The following is a 16,523-nucleotide window of genomic DNA, read 5'->3' as shown; positions in this document are numbered from 1 at the left end:
GTCGGCTATAGCTGAATGGGTGCCCCCGCGACCAGCGGCGCGACGAATCCGCCGTCTACGTGGATGTCCTGTCCGTTGATCCAGCGTGCCCGCGGTGAGCCGAGGAAGGCGATCACGGGCACGATGTCGTCCACGGTGGCATGCCTGCCGATCGTCGCCTTCACGGTGTCGAGGACGTCCTTGCCCATCGACGCCTCGAAGTCGGCCAGGATCGGCGTCTCGGTCGGTCCCGGACTCACGGTGTTCACCCGGATTCCGTACTTCCGCCATGCCGTCGGCGCCAGCCGCTTCGTGTAGATGATCGCGGCCTGCTTCGATGTGCTGTACACCGGATAGGACGGATCTTGGCTCTGCTGCCAACGCTCGACGGTCTCGGCGTCGGTCGCGGCGAGCAGCCCGGCCAGTTCGTCCGTGCGCTGCTGCCAGCCGAGGGCCGCTACCGAGGCGACTGTGACGATCGCGCCGCCCTGTCGCAGCCGCGGCAGCATCCCCTCGACCGTCAGCCGCATGCCGAGATAGTTCACTTTCAGAACGTCTGCGGCGGGTGCCGTGCCGGGCACACCGGCGACGTAGGCCAGTAGATCCCAGTGCGGACCGATCCGGTTCAGCAGCGCCGTGATCGCGGCGGCGTCGCGCAGGTCGCACTGTTCGTGCTGTGCGGCCCGGGTTTCGTTGGGGCGCAGATCCACCGCGAGCACGTGGTCGCCGTTGTCGTGGAAGTGGGTGGCGGTCGCTGCGCCGATTCCCGATCCGGCGCCTACCACCACGATTTTGCGTTGCCCGGAGTCCATGAATACCACCGTTCCGCTGCACGGATGTGCGTTATAGAATGCTTGACAGTAAGGGTCACTATAAATCAGGCTGTTGGCCGATACAAACGATCTGGGACGCAGTGCGCCCGCCGGATCGGACCCGCGTGAAGACGGATGGAACGGAAGTCCCGCTGATGAGCATGCCGATCGTCGACGAAGCCGCCAATGTTCTCGCGGACCCGACCGCGTATACCGACGAGGCACGATTGCACGGCGCGCTCACCGCGCTGCGGGCGAAGGCTCCGGTATCGCTGGTCGAGGTGCCCGCGTACAAGCCGTTCTGGGCGATCACCAAGCATGCCGACATCATGGCGATCGAGCGGGCCAACCGGCTGTTCACGAACTGGCCTCGACCGGTGCTCATGACAGCCGAATCGGATGACATGCAGGCGGCGGCCGGAATTCGCACGCTGATCCATATGGATGAGCCGCAGCACCGGGTCGTGCGCGCCATCGCCGCGGACTGGTTCAGCCCGAAAGCCATGAAGGCACTGGGTGAGCGGATCGACCAACTGGCCAAACGCTACGTCGACAAGATGCGCGATGCCGGTGGGGAATGCGACTTCGTTCAAGAGGTTGCGGTGAATTTCCCGCTGTATGTGATCATGTCGCTGCTCGGCGTCCCCGAAGCCGATTTTCCCCGGATGCTGAAGCTCACGCAGGAATTGGTCGGCAACGACGACGCCGAATTGCAGCGCAGCACACCGACGGACGAGAAGATGAACTCGCTGCTCGAAATGTTCGCGTACTTCCAGCATCTGACCGCGTCCTGGCGGGCGAATCCCACCGGAGACCTCGGATCCACGATCGCCAATGCGCGTATCGACGGCGAACCGCTCTCGGATGTCGACACCATGTCCTACTACGCCATTATCGCCACGGCCGGACACGACACCACCAGCAGCAGCATCTCCGGTGGCGTGCGCGCGCTGATCGAGCATCCCGATCAGCGTGAACGATTGCGTTCGGATCTGGATCTGATGCCGCAGGCGACCGAGGAGATCATCCGCTGGGTCACGCCGGTCAAGGCGTTCATGCGGACCGCTGCCGAGGACACCACGGTCCACGATGTGCCCATCGCGGCCGGGGAATCGGTACTGCTGTCCTACGTTTCGGCCAATCGTGACGAGGATGCCTTCGATGGCCCGTTCCGCTTCGATATCGAGCGTGAGCCCAACAAACACGTCGCATTCGGGTTCGGCGTGCATTTCTGTCTGGGTGCCGGACTGGCCAGGATGGAGATCAACAAATTCCTCACCGAGCTGCTGCCGAGATTGACCTCGATCGAGCTGAACGGTGTGCCCGAACTCAGTGCGACCACATTCGTGGGCGGGCTCAAACATCTTCCGATTCGCTACTCCCTGATGTGACCGGAACGCCGGACTCGAATCGACGAACGATCAATGCGGATTAGGACATAGCGATGACGAATGCCCAGACCTGGGACGAAACCCTCGAAGACCTCGGGCGCCGCCGTGCGCGCGCACAGGCCATGGGCGGGCCCGAACGGGTCGCCAAACATCGCGGCAAGGGCAAGCTCGACGCCAGGGCGCGCATCGAGCGGCTGCTCGATCCCGGCACCTTCCACGAATTCGGCACCCTGGTCGGTGGTGAGGTCGCCGCCGACGCGGTCGTGACCGGTTCCGGACTGATCGACGGCGCGCCCGTGATGGTGGGTGCCGAGGATTTCACGACCCTGGCGGGCAGTATCGCGCCGGGCAGCAATTCCAAACGCTACCGGTTGGCCGAACTCGCGCTGCGCAATAGGGTGCCGCTGATAATGCTGTTGGAGGGTGCGGGATTTCGGCCCACCGGCGACCATTACGGTCGGACACCGACCGATTTGCTGGCCCAGGCTCGATGCTCCGGCCGGGTGCCGATGGTCACCGGGGTGCTCGGCCCCTCGGCCGGACACGGTGCGCTGATCGCTCCGGTGGCCGATTTCGCGATCATGAGCCGCCAGGGCGCGATCTTCACCGCCGGGCCGCCGGTAGTGAAAGTGTCTACGGGGGAAGATATTTCGAAGGAGGAGCTCGGCGGTCCGGATGTCGCGCTGCCGAGTGGTCTGATCCACAACCTCGGCGAAACCGACGAGGATGTGCTCGATGCGATCCGCCGCTACCTGTCGTATTTCCCGTCGAGCGCCTGGTCTTATCCACCAGCGGTGGCACTTGACGAATCGGCGGACCCGCGGTCGACGCCGGAACTGCTCGACATCATCTCCCGCGACAATCGGCGTACTTATGATATGCGTGCGGTGCTCGATGTGGTCTTGGATCATCCCGACTGGTTCGAGGTGCAGCCCGACTTCGGCGAGGCGATCATCTGCGCGCTGGGTCACCTCGGCGGTCACCCGGTCGCGGTCCTAGCGAATCAGCCGCAGGTACTGGCCGGGTCGATCGATGCCGCCGCCGCTGACAAGGCCGCCCATTTCATCACCGTCGCGGACTCGTTCCACCTGCCGATCGTGTTCCTCGCCGACAATCCGGGCATGCTGCCGGGCAGCGAATCCGAGCAGGACGGCGTATTGCGTAGTGGCGCACGGATGTTCGTCGCACAAACGGCGGCAACGACACTGAAGCTGCATCTCACCCTGCGCAAGGCGTATGGATTCGGGTCCATGGTGATGTCGCTGATCGGATTCGACAGCCAGGTGGCCACCTTCGCGTACCCGGGCGCGACCATGGGCGCGATGAGCGCCGCCGCCCTGAGCAGTGCCTCGCATGCCGAGCAAGATCTCTCGGCCTCCCTGCGCGCCATGGAGCTGCAGGCGTCGTACCACTCGGCCGAGCATATGGGCTTCGACGAGCTCATCCGTCCCGAGGAGACGCGCAACGCGCTGCTGGTGTCACTGCAGCGGGGGATCTATGCTCGGCAGGCCGCCGCCGAGCCGGTTTCTCGCACGGTCATCGTGCCCTGATCGATGCCGGTACGGGGGCGCCGGACAGGTGGGCGGCGACTTTCGGTGTCCGCCAAAGGTATTGCGGATCAGTGTGTTTCGGCGGCAGCGCTGGCGGCGCGCCCGAGGAATGCGGCCACCACGCCACCGTCGACCAGCAGGTCGGTGCCGGTGACGAAGGCCGCGTCCGGGCCGAGCAGGAAGGCCGCCGCGGCAGCGATATCGTCCGGAGTACCTGCTCGCTTGGCCGCCGACATGCCGATCATGGCGCGCATCCCGTCGCCGGTGGCCGCCGAGGACAATTCCTGACGCCCCATCGCGGTGGAAATGACGCCGGGACTGATGGAGTTGATCCGGGCGCCACGTTCGCCCCATGGCACGCTCGCGGCGCGGACCTGTAAATGGTTGGCCCGCTTCGCGATTGCGTAGGCCAGGCCCGGTTCGGTCAGCGCCGCCGGCGCGAGGGCAGGCAGATTGAGCAACTCGTCGGTCGGCGTGGTGGCCAGCGCGGCCTCCAGATCCGCGGGCAGGGTGCCCATATGTCCGCCCATGCTCGCGATGACCACACCGGCTCCGCCGGGCGCGACGACCTGACCGAATTCCTCCAGCACCAGGCCGACGCCGACGAGGTCCACCCGCAGGATCGCCGCCGTCGGCGCCTGTGCGGGGGAGAGTCCGGCGGTGTGCACGATCTGGGTGACCGGTCCGAGGGACTCCGCCGTCTTTGCCAGTTCGGCGACCGAGTCGCGCGCGGAGACGTCGACGCTCGCGGCGATGACCGTATGACCGTCGTCCGCCATGGCGTCGGCGGCCGTCCGCAGTGTGGTTTCGTCGAAATCTGCGAGCAACACCTGTTTGCCACCGGCCTGCCGCCGTGCGATCGCTCGGCCCATTCCACCGGCGCCGATCACCACCAGCACGTCACGAATCATGCTTATCTCCATTCGTGCGACCGGGCACCTGCGCCCGGTAATCGGATTCTCTTCGATGGTAACGCTCTTGCGTAGGTGGTGTGCGTTGGCCCGTCTTGGCGCCAGCTTGGGTCATATTCGCACGAAATCGGATCACCCTGCCGTGGACCTGCCAATGGTCGGCCCGACCGGCGCTGGTGCCATGGCCGGGCAATACGTCGGGAACGAAGGTTGGTCGTCACTATTTTTGGGAAATCTAATTCTCAAGTACGGAAACGTCGTTATACTTCCGTGCGTGCTGGCGGCGGCGTCGGCTCGGGTGGCCTTCGGGTGGACCTGGGCAAAATTCGAGCAATCCGCCAGTCAACCATACTGTATTAACTACAGTATGTAAGTTGGCACTCGAGATGAGGATTTCCATGCGTGATTCACTCCTTCGCGCTGCGGTGGCGTGCTGTGGTTCGGCGGTCATTGCGGCCGCGGTTCTGACCGGTTGTTCGGACGACTCGAGTGCTGTGGCATCGACGTCGGCCGCATCGTCCAGCGCCGCCACTGCGGCAGCTTCGGTTGATTCGGCGACCACTAAGGCCGTTACCGATGCGTATGTGACCTTCTTCAACGGCGGGGCGCCCGCGGACCAGCGGATCGCGGTCGTGGAGAAGGGGCAGGTCTTCGCGCCGGTGCTACAGGCGCAGGCGGGCAACCCGCAGGCGCAGGGCACCTCGGCCACGGTGTCCGCGGTCAAGCCGGTCGACGCAACCCATGCCGATGTCACCTACACCCTGCTGATGGGCGGTAATCCGGTGCTGCCGGATCAAACCGGCCAGGCGGTAAAGGATGGCGCGCAATGGAAGGTTGCCGCCACGACATTCTGCGCCCTGCTGGCACTCCAGGGCGGTCAGTCCCCGGCCTGCTGACCGATCGCGAACCCGGAGCGCCCGGGTGCCGGAACGAATATCCGGCACCCGGGCGCTTTGCGTTTTCGGCGGCTGACGTCCGGATCCGGCCTTCGTTGGAACCCTTGTGCAATGCACTACCGATAGGTATACAGTAGACGTATCTATTCGACCTGCGGCAAGTTGTTCGACAGCAGCAGGTGGCACCCGGAATGGGCTGTCACACCGCACTATTCGGCCAACTCGGACCGCGCTACGAGGCTGCGCAAACCGCTGTCGTCGAAGCCGGTGCTCGGGCCACCGGACAGGTCGAAACGACCATCCGGCGAATTGAAAGGACGCTGATGACTGCGCTCGACCACAAGGCGATCGACGTCGACAACCACTACTACGAGCCGCTGGACGCGTTCACTCGGCACCTGGACAAGAAGTTCCGGCGGCGGGGTGTGCAGATCGTCCAGGATGGCAAGTACCACACGGCGATCATCGGCAACCGGGTGAACCGGTTCATTCCCAACCCGACCTTCAACCCGATCATTGTGCCCGGCTGCCTGGATCTGATCTTTCGCGGTCAGGTCCCCGATGGCGTGGATCCAGCGACACTGATGCAGGTCGAGAGCCTGGAAATGCGGCCCGAATACCAGGATCGGGATGCGCGCGTGGCCGTGCTCGACAAGCAGGGCATCGAAACGATCTTCATGTTCCCGACCTTCGGCTGCGGCGTGGAAGAGGCCCTCAGGGACGATGTCGAAGCGACGGCTGCATCCTTGCACGCCTTCAACTTGTGGCTGGACGAGGATTGGGGTTTCGACCGGCCGGACCACCGGATCCTGTCGGCCCCGATGATCTCGCTGGCCGATCCGGCGGCCGCGGTCGCCGAGGTTGAATTCGTGCTGGCTCGGGGTGCGCGCGTCGTCCATATCCGGCCCGCCCCGGTGCCCGGTGTCGGCAAGCCGCGCTCGCTCGGTGATCGCTCGCACGATCCGGTGTGGGCGCGACTGGCGGAGGCGAATGTGCCGGTCGCATTCCACCTCGGCGACAGCGGATATCTGAAGATCGCCGCAATGTGGGGCGGTAAGGATACGTTCGAGCCGTTCGGGCCGGGGGATGCGCTGGACAAGATCGTCGTCGACGACCGCGCCATCCACGACACCATGGCCTCGCTGATCGTCCACGGTGTGTTCGATCGGCATCCGAAGTTGCGGGTCGCCAGTATCGAGAACGGCTCGGACTTCGTGCATCGGCTGGCCAAGCGGATGAAGAAGCTGGCCAATCAGTCGCCGCGCGCATTCCCGAACGATCCGGTCGACACCCTGCGCGAGCACGTGTGGGTGGCCCCGTACTACGAGGACGATCTGCCGCTGCTCGCGGAAAAGATCGGTGCCGAGCGCATTCTGTTCGGCTCGGACTGGCCGCACGGCGAGGGGCTGGCCGAGCCGGTGGCCTTCACCGACGAGCTGGCTGCCTTCGACGCGACCGACGTGCGGAAGATCATGCGCGACAACGCTCTCGAATTCCTGGGGCTGCCCGTCGCAGCCACCGCGTGAGATCGAGGCCGCGTTGACCGAATGGAGTATCGGTGCCGTCTTCGACGCTGTTTCGGCGGCGGTGCCGGACCGGGCGATGACCGTCTGCGGCGAACGGCGCAGCACCTTCGGTGAGTCGGCGCCACGCATCCGGCAATTCGCGAATTTCGTTGCGGCACAGGGCTTCGGAGAGCACACGCCGCGGCACCGGCTCAACCGGTGGGAGTGCGGTCAGGACCGCATTGCCCTGCTCATGCGCAACGACCAGTATCTCGATGTGCTGCTCGGGTGTGTGCAGGCGCGCGTCGTCCCGGTGAATATCAACTACCACTACACCGCGCGCGAGATCCGGGAGCTGCTCGCGTATGTCCGGCCGCGCGGCATCGTCTACCACCGGTCGTTCGGGCCGGTCGTGGCCGAGACCGCGCCGGACGGCGTGGAACTGCTGATATCGGTCGACGACGGCAGCGACGCCACCGAACCGGCGGGCACGGTGGCATTCGAGGATGCCGTGCGCCTCGGGGACGCGGACCGGGTCATCGCGACGACACCCGACGATCTGGTCATGCTGTGCACCGGCGGCACGACCGGACGGCCCAAGGGTGTGCTGTGGCGGCAGAGCGATCTGTATGTGTCATCGATGAACGGCGCCGACCACGACTCCGCCGGTCCGCTACGCGATCTCGCACGGATGACCGGGCAGGTCTGGTTCGCGGTGTCGCCGCTCTCGCACGCCGCGGGCATCATGACCGCGCTCGCGGGACTGCTGGCCGGGCAGACGATCGTCCTGTACGACGATCGCGATCCCTTCGATCCGCGCATCGCGCTGGAAACCACGCAGCGTGAGAACGCCGCGCTGATGACGATCGTCGGTGACGCCTACGCCGGGCCGTTGGTACGCGAAATGCAAACGCGCCCTTACGATTTGTCGTCCTTGCTGGTCCTCGGGACCGGGGGAGCGGCGACCAACCCGCTGCACAAACGCCAACTGCTCGAGTTGCTGCCGCACGTCATGCTCGTCGAGGGTTATGGAGCCTCGGAGACCGGCGGTATGGCCTACGGGCGTAGTCGGCACGGCGCCGAGGTCGAGACGTTTGATCCAGGCCCCGGCGCGACCGCGGTGTCACCGGACCGCACCCGTTTTCTCGCACCCGGGGACGCCGAGATCGGGTGGGCGGCACGAATCGGCCGGGTTCCCCTCGGCTATTTCGAAGACCGCGCGGCCACCGAGCGCACATTTCCGGAGATCGATGGTCAGCGCATGGCTATCCCCGGCGACCGGGCGAGCGTCGATGCCGACGGCACCCTCCGATTGCTCGGCCGCGATTCGCTGGTCGTCAATACCGGCGGCGAGAAGGTTTTCGTCGAAGAGGTCGAGGAGGTGCTGCGGGCGCATCCGGGGATATTCGACGCATTGGTGGTGGGGCGGCCGAGTCAGCGCTGGGGGCAGGAGGTCGTCGCACTGATCTGCGGTCGGGTGGGGGAGGAAGTCACCGATGTGGCACTGCGGCAGGTGTGCAAACTCGAGCTTGCCGGATTCAAGGTGCCGAAGGAATTCATTTTCGTAGCGGAGATCCGACGCCTCGGCAACGGTAAGCCTGATTACCGCTGGGCCGCGAAACGGGTGGTGCGGGGCGTCGCGGAGGAAATTGGGGCATGACTGTGCGCAAAGTAATCGATGGTCTGGTGAACGTGCATTTCGGTGAGCGCGACCAGCCGGATTGGATGCTGAAGGTCCGGGACGACTATTTCAAGGGTCCGGCGTCGTTGTACACGCAAGTCGATCTCGCCGAATTGCTCGACGAGATGGATGAGCAGGGCGTCGAGAAGGCGGTCCTGATGTATTCGATGGCGAAACCGTCGAAGACCGCCCTGAAATTCGTCGAAGCGCGCCCGGACCGATTCGGTCTGGCTATCAACGGGGTCGACCTCCTGCATCCGATTCGGTCTCTGCGTGAACTCGATGCACTGGTCAAGGATCTGCCGGTGGTCTACACGACGGCCGGGCCGAGTTTCTGGGGCGACGGTCGATATCCGCCGACCGACGCGGTCTACTATCCGCTGTACTACAAATGCGCCGAGCTGGGTCTGCCATTGTGCATGAATACCGGAATACCGGGACCGCCGATTCCGGGCGAGGTGCAGAATCCCATCTACCTGGATCGGGTGTGCTTCCGGTTCCCGGAGCTCCGGCTGTGCATGATCCACGGCGCCGACCCGTGGTGGGATATCGCGATCCGGCTGCTCATGAAATACGAGAATCTTCGGCTCATGACCTCGGCCTGGTCGCCCAAACGGCTGCCGGAAAGTTTAGTGCATTTCATGCGGACCCGGGGCAAGCAGAAGGTGATCTTCGGCTCTGATTGGCCGGTGCTTCGCATGAGCCGGGTGGTGCCGGAAGCGCTGGCGCTCGACCTCCCCGAAGACGTGCTGGACAACTATCTCTACAACAACGCACAGGAATTCTTTTTCGGTGACCGAGCGGTCGCCGGCTGAGCCGCGCGGAACGAGGAGCAAGGGAAATATGGACCGCTACGAATTGCGCAGGCAGGATTACAGCCTGTCGGAAGACCAAACGGAACTCCAGGCCGCGTATGCGAAGTTCTTCAAAAGCCGGTGCCCCTTGGAGGTCGTGCGCGCGGCCGAGCCGACGGGTTTCGACAAGAATCTGTGGGAGCAGTTGTGCGGTACCGGCGCGACCTCCATGGCGCTGCCCGAAGCCGTGGGCGGCGACGGCGCGACGCTGGTCGACCTCGTGCTGGTCGCGGAGGAACTCGGCCGCGCCATCGCACCGGTGCCGTGGATTGATCACGTCTGTGCGGCTCGTCTGCTCGGGTGCCTCGGTGTATCAGGTGCCGAGGCGGCCGATGTGGTCGGAGGCAGACAAGTGGTCGCGCTGGATCCGCGCCTCGATGCCGTCGCCGGAATCCGGCTCATCCCGTCGGGGTCGGTTGCCGATCGGATCATCGTGCGCGACGGCGACGATATCGTCGCGCTGAGCTTCGCCAGCCGACCCGCGAAGGTCGACAATATCGGCCGTCTGCCGATGGCATGGGTCGATCCGGCGGCCGCCGACAGGCGGGTCGTGCTGGCCAGCGGCGGTGAGGCGCTCGCGAACTACGAGCTCGCCCTTGACGAATGGCGCGTGCTCACCGCGGCCGCGCTGGTCGGACTCGTCGAAGAGACGATGCGCATCGCGGCCGAATTCGCGAAAACCCGCTACACCATGGGGGTTCCGATCTCGACCCTGCAGGGCATCTCCCATCCGCTGGCCAATATCGCGATCGTCGCGCAGAGCGGGCGCAACCTGGCTCGGCGGGCCGCCTGGTTCCTCGAATACGAACCCGATGTCCAGCCCGGACTCGCGGCGGCGGCCTTTGTGTACATGGCCGAGGAAGCCGCCAAGGCGGCCACCATGGCCGTGCACGTCCAGGGCGGACTGGGTGTGACGAACGAGTCGGCCGCCTCGGCCTATTTGGTGCGTGCCCGGGGCTGGCCGCTGGCGGCGGGCGATCCGGGCGCCAGCGCCGTGCGAGTCGCCGAACTGTTCGCGCGAGCCTAGGACGGAGCTACCGATGGACTTTTCTCTCGTTGAACTCTCCGCCGAGGACGCGGCCTTCCACGACCGAGTGCGCACGTTTCTCGACACCCACGTCACCGACGAGGTGCGCCGCCGCGATCGCGAAACCGGTGACAACTTCGACGCGGGCGTGCACCTCGCCATGGGCGCCGAAGGGTGGCTTACGGCCGAGATGAATACCGGCGCCGACGGCGGCATGACCCGTGTACAGCGGCGGATCTGGGATCTGGAGAAGCGGCGCGTGCACGTGCCCTGGGTTACCTGGGGCACCACCATCATCGTGGCGCAATCCGTCGAACAGTTCGGATCGGCCGAGCTGCGCGAGGAGGTGTTGCCGCGCGTACTCACCGGCGAGGTCCGGTTGTGCCTGGGCTACACCGAGCCCGAGGGCGGTTCCGATGTCGCGATGTGCAAGACCCGCGCCGTCCGCGACGGGGACCAGTGGATCATCAACGGCGCCAAGATGTTCACCACCGGCGCGCACAACTGCCAGTACGTCTTCCTGATCACCAATACCGATCCCGAGGCGCGAAAACACAAGAGCCTCACCATGTTCCTGGTCCCGTTGGATACCCCGGGCATCGAGGTCCAGGGCATCCGGACGGTGGACGGCGATCGCACCAATACCGTCTACTACAGCGACGTCGGGATCGACGACAAATATCGGCTCGGCGAGGTGAACGGCGGCTGGCGCGTGCTCATGGAGCCGCTCAGTGTCGAGCACGGCGTGGTCGACGTCGCCGCGGACGGCCTGCAGGACGTGTCGGTGCTGGTGCATCAGGGCTTGGTGATGGCGACGTCGGCCGACAAGGTGGCGGCGATAACCGCGCGGCCTGGTCCGGACGGTCGTCGGCTGCTCGACGACGGGTCGGTCGCGTATCGACTCGGCCGCAGCATCGCCAGGATGGAGGCCGCGCTGTCGGCGCCGAATATGTTCGGCCGGGTCGCGATCGCACAGGCCATGCGTGACATCGCCCCGGATCTGATGGACATCCTCGGGTCCGCCTCGGCGTTGCCGATCGACACCGAGGGCGCCATCGATGACGGCGGCGCCGAATACATCTATCGCTGGGCGCCGCTGTGCGGAATCTACGGCGGCACCCTGGAGGTCTTCCGCAATCTGATCGCGCAGCACGTGCTCGGTCTCGGACGTCCCGACTATGCCGCGCCGGTGAAGGCGAAGGCGCGCTGAAGGGGGGAGCGCGGCACTCGACAAGGACACCAGCGCAATGAAATACGTACTCGAATACCCGAGCGAATTGCCGACCGCCTCGGATGCGTTCCTGCGACCGGAGGTGATTCGCGCGGTCGTCGCGGCGGCCGAGGAGTCCGGATTCTCGGCGGTGGCATTGAGCGATCATCCGGCCCCGTCGCTGAAATGGCGGCGCAGCGGCGGGCACAACACCCTCGACCCGATCGCGGCGCTGAGTTTCATGGCGGGCGTCACCACGCGAATGCGGTTGCTGACCAACCTGTATGTCCTTCCGTTCCGTAACCCCTATCTGTCCGCGAAGGCGCTCGGCAGTCTGGATATCGTCTCGGGTGGGCGGTTGATCGCCGGTGTGGGTGCGGGCTATCTGCGGGCGGAGTTCGCCGCCGTCGGCGTGCGTCACGAACGCCGCGCCGAACTGCTCGACGAGGCTTTGGGCGCGCTGCGGCGGATTTGGACCGAACCCGAAAAGCCGGTTGAGGGCCGAGATTTCGCGGCACCGGGGCCATTGTGGCTACAGGCCCCGGCGCAACGACCGCATCCGCCGATCTGGATCGGCGGCAATGGTCCGGCGGCCCTGCGGCGGTGAATTTCGTGCGGACGTTCGGGAAGGTCGTCATCGGCGAACGATGACCGCAGGGGTCGCGATACTCATGCCATATATATTACTGTAACACTATCAGTATCGGCGGTTTCCGCCCTGGCACGACTGGAGGTGTCACGTGAAGGTCCCCTTCACCTGGAAGGTCACCGGGTGGTTCATGGTGGGGTGGTCGGCCGAATTCCCGCAAGGTGAGGTTCGCCCGCTGCGATACTTCGGCGAGGATCTCGTCGCCTACCGTGACGAATCCGGTGAACTGCACATATTGACCGGGCACTGCCGCCATCTCGGTGCGCATATCGGCTACGGCGGCAAAGTGGTCGGCGACTGTGTCGAATGCCCGTTCCACGGCTGGCGCTGGGGCCCGGACGGCACCAATCGCCGCATTCCCGGCGAGGACCGGACCAACCGCGGTCTGCGATTGCGGGTCTACCCGGTCAACGAGCAGAACGGCTGCGTGTTCATGTGGCATCAGCCCGACGGCAAGGAACCACAGTGGGAGATGCCCGATATCCTGCGGCTGTTCCCGGAACTCGAGACCGACCCGGACAACTTCTATCGGCCGTATCCGGAGTTCTCCCGCAAGACCGAACGCGAGCCGGTGCATCCCCAGGTCGTGCTGGAGAACGGTCCGGACAGTTTGCATTTCGAGTATGTGCACGGCGCCACCGTCACCCCGCGGATGCTGGACTACAGCGTTGTCGACCACACCTGGAACTTCCTCACCGGCTGGCCCGACGCGCGCAGTGACGATCCGGACAAGATGGCTTTGAAGATCCACGCGCAGATGTTCGGTCTGGGTGGCTCCATCAGCGCGTTCGACGGATCGTCCAAGCACCGGCTGATTTTCGCCACGACGCCGGTCGACGACGAATGCTCGGACCTGTTCTATTCGATCTGGTGGCCGCGCAATCCGGGTGACGATTCCGACGTTCCGCCGCCGGAGGTTCGCGAACGCGTCGAGAAGCAGTTCCTGGTCACCGTGTGGGAAGACCTGAGCATCTGGCGGCATCAGAAGTACGTCGAGCGGCCGCCGCTTTCCCCCAAGGACGCGAAACCGTATCTGTCGCTTCGCAAGTGGGCAACCCAGTTCTACGATGTTCCGCCGGTCGGCACCGCATGAGTCGGCTCCCGCTGCCGGATCTGGTCGCACCCGAGCACACAGCCATCCTCACCCAGGAGTGCCAGGGCGCGGTCGTCGGGCCCGAGGCCGGTCTGCCCGCTCTCGCGGACGAGGCGCGCCGCGAGGCACTGCCCAATATCGGCAAGCTGCTGCCCGCAGCGCGCGCGGCCGGAGTTCGGGTGGTGCACTGCCTGGTATCGCGGCGGGCCGACGGCCAAGGAGCCAATCACAATGCCGAACTCTTCGCCATCGGCCGCCGCGGTGTCGCTGTCACTCCCGGCAGTGCCGGTGCGGCGCTGCTGCCCGAACTCGGCCCGGAACCGAGCGACCTGGTGCTCACCCGGGGACACGGCCTCGGGCCCATGGGCGGCACAGATTTGGACGCGGTGCTGCGCAATCTCGGTGTCTCGACCATTGTCGCGGTCGGGGTGTCACTCAATGTGGCCATCCCGAACCTGGTCATGGACGCGGTGAATGCCGCCTATCACGTTGTGCTGCCCCGCGATGCCGTCGCGGGGGTGCCGCGCGAGTACGGCACCGCCGTTATCGAGAACACGCTGTCTCTGCTCGCCACCGTGACCACGACAGCGGACTTGCTGCACGCTTGGGGACGCTAGCGACTGACCGTACCCGTACAGCTGATCGGTCCCGCGGCGGTTACTCGGCGATCTCGGCCAGTCGGATCCGCGCCAGCAGTGTGCGGATGCGGCCAGCCTTGCCTGCGCGCCCATGGCTTTCGGTGGTGCGAAATGGTTTCCGGGGTGCATCTGGCGGCGGCCATCGCCACCGCCGGCATCGCCCGGTCCGGAACGTTGGAGATCAGGTGGTGACAATCGTTGCCCCGGCCGTTCCCGGAGCGCCGTACAGCAGCGCGAAACCGGCCTTGGGAGCACCGGATACCTGACGATCCCCGGCGGTCCCGCGCAGTTGCAGCACGAGTTCGTGCAGTTGGCGCATTCCCGAGGCGCCGATGGGTTCGCCGTTCGCGATGAGTCCGCCGTCGGTGTTCACCGGCATCGCACCGGAGATCTCGGTGACACCGTCGGCGATCAGCTTCTCCTGGTCTCCGTCGGCGCAGAATCCGGCCTCGGCCATGTGGATGACCTCGGCCGCGGCATCGGTGTCCTGGAGTTGGAGGACGTCGATGTCCTTCGGTGCGATACTCGCGGACTCGAACGCCGCGCGCGCTGCGTAGACCGAGGGGGACACGTCTTCCTGCACCGGTGCGTAGGTCGTATTGACCTCGTACGCACCGTATTTGCGCGTGCGCACCGCGACAGCCCGCACGTATATCGGCTTGCTGGTGTAGCGGTGGGCGATGTCGGCTCGGCACATGATCACGGCGGCGGCGCCTTCGTCCGGCGCGCAGAACATGTAGTGGGTCAGCGGGTAGTTGAGCATCGGCGCGGCCAAGATGTCCGCCTCGGAGACCGCCTTGCGGCGGAAAGCGTTCGGATTCGATACGCCGTTGCGGTAGTTCTTGGCGGCGACCTTGGCCAGGGTCTGCACGGAGATCCCGTGGTCGTGCAGGTAGCGGTTGGCCTTCATCCCGAAGAACTTCGTGGTGAGGTATTGGCCGTTCTCGCCGTACCACTTGGGCATGCCGACGAGGGTGGGGTCGACGGTGAACGCGCCGCGTGGATGTTTGTCCATGCCGATCGCGATGCCGATGTCGTATTTGCCGAGCCGGATTGCGTCGGCGCAGGCTTCGGTGGCACTGGCCGAGGTGGCGCAGGCGTTGAAGACATTGGTGAAGGGGATCCCGGTCAGTCCCATCAGGCCCACGATCGCGTCGGGATTGGCGACCTCCCAACTGCCGCCGACGGCGAATTGGATGTCTCGCCATTTCAATCCGGCGTCGGCGAGCGCGGCGCGAATGGCGTCCGTCCCCATCTGCATCGCCGTCTTGCCTTCGAAGCGGCCGAATGGATGCATACCCACGCCGATGATCGCTACATCGTTGGTCATGTGAAAAATCCTGTCCCTCAGGCTGGTTGGAAGGCGAAGGTCAGCACCTCGTTGCCTTCGGGGTCGGTGCCGAGCGGCACTGCCGTCAGCGCTACTTCCATTCCGAATTCCAACTTGTCCGGGTCGTTTTCGGTGAGCCGAGCTTCGACCCGGATGACATCGCCGAGCTGCACCAGACCGACCCCGAAGGGAACGAAGGTTTTCGCCGTCTCGTCGCCGAGGTAGGGGGCTCCCGGGAGGAACCCCTGGGTGGTCCAGGCCACCAGGGTTCCGTTGCGCGGCAGTGTGATCGATTCGATCGACTGCCGACTGCACCGCGGGCACAGGTCTTGGATGGGGAAGACGGTCGCACCACACTCGCCACACGACCCGCCGACGAGCCGGAACTCTTCGTCCGGCCAGTTGGAGATCTCAGGGGCAATCATTCTGCGCATATTCGTTCCTCCAGCTTGTGGATACTTATACAGTAAGCCATACCGGAAGTGCTGTCACAACCGGCGGATCGCGAGGTCGAGCTGTCGCCGGTGCTGCTTGCGGCGGTCTCTAGAGAGCATTACGGTATTCATTTCGATACTATTGGCGAACGGTGGTGGATGATGTCGAAAGTGCCTGCTGGATTCGAGGACCTGCTGCGGCGTCCGATCGTCGGCGTGCTCGCGACCGTGACCCCGCACGGATCCCCGGATCAGACGCCTATGCGGTTCACCTGGGACGGCGCACATCTACGCATGAGCCACACGATTCCGCGGCGGAAGTTCACGAGCCTGCAGGCCAACCCGAACTATTCCTTCCTCATCACCGACCCGGACGCCCCTTCCCGGGTCTTGGAGGCGCAAGGATGGCTGGTCACCGTGAAAGGGGATGCGGACGGCTCGTTCTATTCGACGTTGAACGAGTTGTACGGCGAACCCGAGAAGGGCCTGCCCGCCGACGTGAACGATCGGGTCGTGCTGCTTCTCGACGCAACCAGGTTCATCGCCAAATAGCCAAGGAGACA

At 65.2% G+C, this 16,523-nt stretch carries 16 protein-coding genes; 12 read left to right on the top strand and 4 right to left on the bottom strand.

The genetic code is table 11. The annotated features are described in order from the left end of the window. Positions 1-5 precede the first annotated feature (5 nt). Complete coding sequence (locus ACQPZ2_RS23575; RefSeq protein ID WP_433520436.1) at positions 6-791, bottom strand: coniferyl-alcohol dehydrogenase; 786 nt, start codon at positions 789-791, stop codon at positions 6-8. Between the two features lie 155 nt (positions 792-946). Here ACQPZ2_RS23575 and ACQPZ2_RS23570 point away from each other — a divergent pair, with 155 nt between their 5' ends. Next, on the top strand, positions 947-2,182 hold the full coding sequence (locus ACQPZ2_RS23570) for a cytochrome P450 (protein WP_433520435.1): 1,236 nt from the start codon (positions 947-949) through the stop codon (positions 2,180-2,182). 53 nt (positions 2,183-2,235) lie between these two features. Beyond that, complete coding sequence (locus ACQPZ2_RS23565; RefSeq protein ID WP_433520434.1) at positions 2,236-3,732, top strand: acyl-CoA carboxylase subunit beta; 1,497 nt, start codon at positions 2,236-2,238, stop codon at positions 3,730-3,732. Positions 3,733-3,800: 68 nt separating this feature from the next. Here the strand turns inward: ACQPZ2_RS23565 and ACQPZ2_RS23560 are convergent, their stop codons facing one another. Then, positions 3,801-4,643: an SDR family oxidoreductase gene (locus ACQPZ2_RS23560; protein WP_433520433.1), complete on the bottom strand. Its 843-nt coding sequence runs from the start codon at positions 4,641-4,643 to the stop codon at positions 3,801-3,803. 398 nt (positions 4,644-5,041) lie between these two features. Here ACQPZ2_RS23560 and ACQPZ2_RS23555 point away from each other — a divergent pair, with 398 nt between their 5' ends. The 9 genes from ACQPZ2_RS23555 (at position 5,042) to ACQPZ2_RS23515 (ending at position 14,175) form a co-directional block, all read left to right on the top strand. Beyond that, complete coding sequence (locus ACQPZ2_RS23555; protein WP_433520432.1) at positions 5,042-5,539, top strand: hypothetical protein; 498 nt, start codon at positions 5,042-5,044, stop codon at positions 5,537-5,539. Between the two features lie 323 nt (positions 5,540-5,862). Continuing rightward, positions 5,863-7,065 carry an amidohydrolase family protein gene (locus ACQPZ2_RS23550; protein ID WP_433520431.1) on the top strand — a complete coding sequence of 401 codons (1,203 nt, stop codon included), beginning with the start codon at positions 5,863-5,865 and terminating at the stop codon, positions 7,063-7,065. 13 nt (positions 7,066-7,078) lie between these two features. Beyond that, positions 7,079-8,704: an AMP-binding protein gene (locus ACQPZ2_RS23545; RefSeq protein ID WP_433520430.1), complete on the top strand. Its 1,626-nt coding sequence runs from the start codon at positions 7,079-7,081 to the stop codon at positions 8,702-8,704. After that, positions 8,701-9,540: an amidohydrolase family protein gene (locus ACQPZ2_RS23540; protein WP_433520429.1), complete on the top strand. Its 840-nt coding sequence runs from the start codon at positions 8,701-8,703 to the stop codon at positions 9,538-9,540. The genes ACQPZ2_RS23545 and ACQPZ2_RS23540 overlap by 4 nt, the downstream gene beginning before the upstream one ends. 28 nt (positions 9,541-9,568) lie before the next feature. Next, complete coding sequence (locus ACQPZ2_RS23535) at positions 9,569-10,606, top strand: acyl-CoA dehydrogenase family protein (protein ID WP_433520428.1); 1,038 nt, start codon at positions 9,569-9,571, stop codon at positions 10,604-10,606. A gap of 13 nt (positions 10,607-10,619) precedes the next feature. Continuing rightward, positions 10,620-11,816 (top strand): acyl-CoA dehydrogenase family protein, encoded by a 1,197-nt coding sequence (locus ACQPZ2_RS23530; protein WP_433520427.1) that lies wholly within the window; start codon positions 10,620-10,622, stop codon positions 11,814-11,816. 37 nt (positions 11,817-11,853) lie between these two features. Next, the gene (locus ACQPZ2_RS23525) at positions 11,854-12,423 is read left to right on the top strand and encodes a TIGR03619 family F420-dependent LLM class oxidoreductase (RefSeq protein ID WP_433520426.1); all 570 of its coding nucleotides are present in this window, start codon (positions 11,854-11,856) and stop codon (positions 12,421-12,423) included. A gap of 133 nt (positions 12,424-12,556) precedes the next feature. Next, entirely contained in the window at positions 12,557-13,558 is a 1,002-nt protein-coding gene (locus tag ACQPZ2_RS23520; protein WP_433520425.1) for an aromatic ring-hydroxylating oxygenase subunit alpha, read from the top strand. Then, positions 13,555-14,175 carry a cysteine hydrolase gene (locus ACQPZ2_RS23515; RefSeq protein ID WP_433520424.1) on the top strand — a complete coding sequence of 207 codons (621 nt, stop codon included), beginning with the start codon at positions 13,555-13,557 and terminating at the stop codon, positions 14,173-14,175. Before ACQPZ2_RS23520 ends, ACQPZ2_RS23515 begins: the two co-directional genes overlap by 4 nt. Positions 14,176-14,377: 202 nt before the next feature. Here the strand turns inward: ACQPZ2_RS23515 and ACQPZ2_RS23510 are convergent, their stop codons facing one another. Both ACQPZ2_RS23510 and ACQPZ2_RS23505 read right to left on the bottom strand, forming a co-directional pair. Then, complete coding sequence (locus tag ACQPZ2_RS23510) at positions 14,378-15,526, bottom strand: thiolase family protein (RefSeq protein WP_433520423.1); 1,149 nt, start codon at positions 15,524-15,526, stop codon at positions 14,378-14,380. A 17-nt stretch (positions 15,527-15,543) separates the two neighbouring features. Next, positions 15,544-15,960, bottom strand: coding sequence for a Zn-ribbon domain-containing OB-fold protein (locus tag ACQPZ2_RS23505; RefSeq protein ID WP_433520422.1), 417 nt, complete (start codon positions 15,958-15,960; stop codon positions 15,544-15,546). Positions 15,961-16,008: 48 nt separating this feature from the next. Here ACQPZ2_RS23505 and ACQPZ2_RS23500 point away from each other — a divergent pair, with 48 nt between their 5' ends. Next, complete coding sequence (locus ACQPZ2_RS23500; protein WP_433520421.1) at positions 16,009-16,512, top strand: pyridoxamine 5'-phosphate oxidase family protein; 504 nt, start codon at positions 16,009-16,011, stop codon at positions 16,510-16,512. The last annotated feature ends 11 nt before the right edge of the window (positions 16,513-16,523 follow it).

This window comes from Nocardia pseudovaccinii, from assembly GCF_050942345.1.
Taxonomy (GTDB): Bacteria; Actinomycetota; Actinomycetes; order Mycobacteriales; family Mycobacteriaceae; genus Nocardia; species Nocardia pseudovaccinii.
Note: the sequence above shows the minus strand (reverse complement) of the source record. Positions and strands in the feature narration are given on the sequence as shown.